This window comes from Croceicoccus bisphenolivorans (genome assembly GCF_001634625.1).
Classification (GTDB): Bacteria; Pseudomonadota; Alphaproteobacteria; order Sphingomonadales; family Sphingomonadaceae; genus Croceicoccus; species Croceicoccus bisphenolivorans.
On sequence record NZ_LRSE01000040.1, the window covers coordinates 1 to 4307 of the forward strand.

The window sequence follows — 4307 nt, forward strand, 5'->3', positions numbered from 1 at the left end:
TAGGAGCCTCCGGAAAACCCGGGACGCTTCAATCACCCTTCCGAAGACCGAAGAGAAAGAACGCGGCCGGAAGATTCCATTGGGGAAGGGCAAGTCCGCTTCTGACAAATCGGAAGATATGCTCATCGAACACGAAGATACTGAAATGCAATCCGAGAACGCGTAGTTTCGCGCTGCCTGGACGTTTGTCTCGTCCAGGCAGCGGCAAATCGATCGGTGGGGAGAGGCGATCGGCACCCCGAACCGCCGATGGATAAGGCCGTGATCACGCGGTTTGGCGCGCAACACTATAATCAAACAGCCAGAACTCTGCACTGGATGATTGCGATCTAGAAGAAGTGGACGATAGACAACTCAGTGCCCCCTTTCTCGGGAACGCAAGCAATCCCATGAGATTAATTAATCATATCAGCTGAGGGACAGCAGAGGTTCGCAATAGTGTCGAGACTTGTCGTTATATCTAATCGGCTACCCATTGGCGACGCCTCGTCAGGAGGTCTAGTTGTCGCTCTGCATGATGCATTGGAGAAGCGCGGAGGCTGCTGGATAGGCGCTTACCCCGAAGCGGGGAGCGATACCGGGAAGTTTGAGGACGTTGAAGGCAGCCACTATCGTAAATTGGCTTTTCGGCTGACGCAAAACGAAGTCGAGAACTATTATCTGGGATTCGCAAATTCGGTACTATGGCCGCTATGCCACCGCCGCGTTGACCGCGTGAGCATGACGCCAAGTTATTGGCCCGGCTATAAGGCGGTAAACCAGCGGCTCGCAAAAATGATAGCAGCTGAGATTCGCTCCGATGATCTGATCTGGGTACATGACTATCATTTTTTCCCGCTGGCGCGTGAATTGAGAAAGTTAGGGGCTCATAACAGGATCGGTTTTTTCCTGCACGTTCCGTTCCCGGTGCTGAGCGATTTATCGATTCTCCCCGAGCCGGAGACATTTGCCGCCAACATCGCTCACTACGATCTGATTGGGCTACAGACGCGTGGCGATGTTGCGCGGTGCCTCGAAATGTTTCGTGCCGATTACAGGTCCGAACTTCTCAGCGACGGCTCCATCAAATTCGGCGATCGAATAACGACCGTGCGCTCCTTCCCAATCGGCATCGATGTCGCGGCGTTCCGCACCGAGGCGCAATGCGATGAATCAAATCCTTTCGGGTCGAGCGGCGCGCCTGAGAAATTCGCTGTCGGCGTCGATCGCCTCGATTATACCAAGGGCCTGCCCAACCGCTTCAAGGCTTTTGGCCGCTATCTTGAATTGTGTGACAGCGAGAACCGGCCGTGCCTAATCCAAATAGCTCCGCCGACACGTCAGGAGGTTTCTGCGTATCAGGAAGTTACAGATGAACTCCAAGGCCTGACCGGGAAGATTAATGGCCAGTTTGCAGAACTTGACTGGACGCCTATCCGCTTCATCAATCGTTCGGTTCCACGTCCAAAGCTGGCACGTCTCTATCGGTTGTCGCACTGTGGTCTCGTCACCTCTCTGGCTGATGGAATGAATCTTGTCGCTAAAGAGTTTGTCGCTGCGCAGGATGGCGAGGATCCTGGGGTCCTTGTTCTTTCGCGCTTCGCCGGGGCAGCCGAGGACATGACAGATGCGTTGCTGGTAAACCCCTACGATATCGATGAGACTGCGAGAGCAATTCATGCAGCCTTCACAATGCCCTTGGGTGAACGGCGAGAACGCCATGCAAAATGTCTCGAAGTTGTGGAACGAACCGATGCCTCTCACTGGTCCGAAAGCTTTGTAAATATACTAAAATCGAGAATATCGATGTTAGAGCCTTGGGAAATGACAGCCTGAGCTTGCGGATAAGATGTGCGGACAATGAAGCGCAGGCTTGGCCGCCGCAGTGAAGTGAGACTGATCTATCGGCAGAAAACTCGTTAGGGGTCCCGAACAGTGACTGACGATAACCTTCCAGATAACCATGCCGAGCGTAAAACCGATCTTGCGGAGGATCGGACCCTGCTCGCAAACGAACGGACGTTTGCGGGATGGGTTAGAACCGGGCTTGCTTCAGTTGGTATTGGACTGGGCTTCCATGCCCTTTTTGAAAAAATGGAGCCCTCCTGGCTGCCCCGCGCTATCTCCACATGCTTCATCCTTGCAGGTATAACCATATTCTACCTTGCAGAGCGCAATTCTCGAGCATTGCTGAAAAAGCTTGACGCACACGCCGTTGAGCCGGTCCGCCGCATGAATCTTCGCATTGTTGCAGTCGTGGTTGGAGGTGGATCATTCATTCTGTTGGCAGGCATCTGGCTGCTTGTTTGATCGAGTTTCTCCTGGTCATTCCGGCCTTGCGCTCGCTGAATCATCGGTTACGCGTTCTGTGCCACGTTCCCTTTCCTCCGATCTTCTTCGGGATAGTCTTCAGGCTTCACCACCCCTTGCTTGCGGGTGGCATTGTGGAGCTGGCTATTTTGGGATGGATCGTCGATTTCCGGGTTCAGCGGAGCCGTTTTCGATCAAGACATCAGCGTTACCTGCTGGAACCGCAGGTCGCCGGCTCACTCCCCTGGGGGACGTCCGTTTCGATGGGCTCATGGCTTGTGCGCTGTTCTGATTCGGTACGGGCCCTTGTCTGGTTTGCCGGCTTCCAATCGCCGCTGCCGGTTTTCGCAGCTTCTCTAAATTTGTCCCGGGAGTTGCGGGTGACTTCGCCAGCATCCTCAGGTTCATACTGACCCATTGCGAATGCCTTTCGGTGTGATCTTCACTATGAATGACGGTCGGAGAGCGAAACCGTTCCTCGACTTCGCCGGACCGCTCGCAGGATAGGTTCCTGTGGACTAGACAAGCGCGCTTGCGGCATCGCCCCTGTGGGTATGCATTTCATTTCATTCGGACAGATCTAGTCCGGAGTCCGGGCCGCAGGCGTGATCACTCTCTGCTTTGGGCGGACACTATAGGACGTTCGTCAGCCAGATGATAAGAAGCACCGCGGCGAGTAGGCCGAAGATGATTGTCATTTGTCGGGTCATATATTTTAAACATCGGGCATAGTGAAAGTTTCCAGTCGATGTCAGGTCGTATGCAGGAACCGAGACGCATGACGGTTCATTTTATCGTTTAATGCTGACAGATCCAATCATGTTGACCATAGCAACAGGCGCGGCGCGCTGGTTTGAATTGGCGGGTATTGCCGTCATCATTGCCGGTACATTGGTAGCTTTTGCCCGTACCGTTGTAATCCTGGTCGTCGGCAAGAGTTCCTCGCAGAAACCTCAATCGGCTTTGGCGCCGGTCTTCCGCCGCACGCTTGGACGGTCAATTCTGGCGGGACTGGAATTGCTGGTCGCGGCGGATATCATCCGCACTGTGGCGATTGAGCCAACACTCAGAAACGCGATGGTACTCGGATTGATCGTTCTGATCCGGACGTTTTTGTCGATTAGTCTCGAAGTCGAAATCGAAGGCAGATGGCCATGGCGCTCTCGATCGTGATTTGTTCTGGCAACGGCCAGGGTAGGATCCTGCTGGATTAGGTGCGAGCGGCGTTGCCGAGTGGAGAGGCGCAAGGATAGCGCGATGATTGCTGCTTCTGACGCTCAGCTGAGCCGGGCAAAAAGGGTAATGCAAACCCTAAAACAGCATGAGCTCACGATAGCTACGGCCGAAAGCTGCACCGGCGGTATGCTTGCGTCAATCCTAACTGACTTGCGGGGCTTGAGTCATGTTTTTGAATGCAGCTTCGTCGTATATTCTGATCAAGCCAGGTGCGACCTTCTGGGCATCGACAGGGTATTGGTGACAAACTTCGGCGCAGTGAGCCGAGAGGTTGCCGATGCGATGGCTGGCGGCGCGTTGCGGCGATCGAGAGCGAGTATCGCTATCGCAATCACCGGCTTTGCGGGTCCCTGTAGAGAAGCGGACGAAGAAGGTCTCGTACACCTCGCCTGTGCGCGCGCTCAAAGCCTGCGTCATCGGGAAAAGCATTTTGGCCCGATTGGACGGGATCGGGTTCGGAGACATGCGATCGACAGCGCGTTGGACCTCATCGAAGAAGCGATTGCAGGGTGAGTGCATCTCCCCGTATCTGACAGCGTGTTGCAATATTTCGTTCCAATCAGAACTTGCGCGGTCTGCGTGTGTGAGTTGGAAATATTAGAATCGTGGCATCAACCTAGGCTCAAAGGCGAACGGGGCATTACGTGCTCCGACGGTTCGATCTGTAAAACAGTCAGTTCTCTTCAATACGTACGGACGACCCGGGAAAGTCAACTCTTGCGTCCGACGATGCAGAAACATCTTGCTTCCCACTGTCCGGCGTCAGCGCCAATGGCACAGAT

The 4307-nt window shown here is 54.3% G+C and carries 4 protein-coding genes; all 4 read left to right on the top strand.

Translation table 11 applies throughout. The annotated features are described in order from the left end of the window. The first annotated feature begins 438 nt into the window (after positions 1–438). The 4 genes from A7A77_RS17105 (at position 439) to A7A77_RS17115 (ending at position 4038) form a co-directional block, all read left to right on the top strand. Entirely contained in the window at positions 439–1815 is a 1377-nt protein-coding gene (locus A7A77_RS17105; RefSeq protein WP_066561230.1) for an alpha,alpha-trehalose-phosphate synthase (UDP-forming), read from the top strand. A 99-nt stretch (positions 1816–1914) separates the two neighbouring features. Further along, positions 1915–2289, top strand: coding sequence for a YidH family protein (locus A7A77_RS17675; protein WP_082836224.1), 375 nt, complete (start codon positions 1915–1917; stop codon positions 2287–2289). 819 nt (positions 2290–3108) lie between these two features. Further along, a complete protein-coding gene (locus tag A7A77_RS17110; protein ID WP_066561233.1) occupies positions 3109–3462 on the top strand; it encodes a DUF1622 domain-containing protein in 354 nt (117 codons plus the stop codon). Between the two features lie 84 nt (positions 3463–3546). Beyond that, on the top strand, positions 3547–4038 hold the full coding sequence (locus A7A77_RS17115) for a CinA family protein (RefSeq protein ID WP_066561236.1): 492 nt from the start codon (positions 3547–3549) through the stop codon (positions 4036–4038). Positions 4039–4307: the final 269 nt, after the last annotated feature.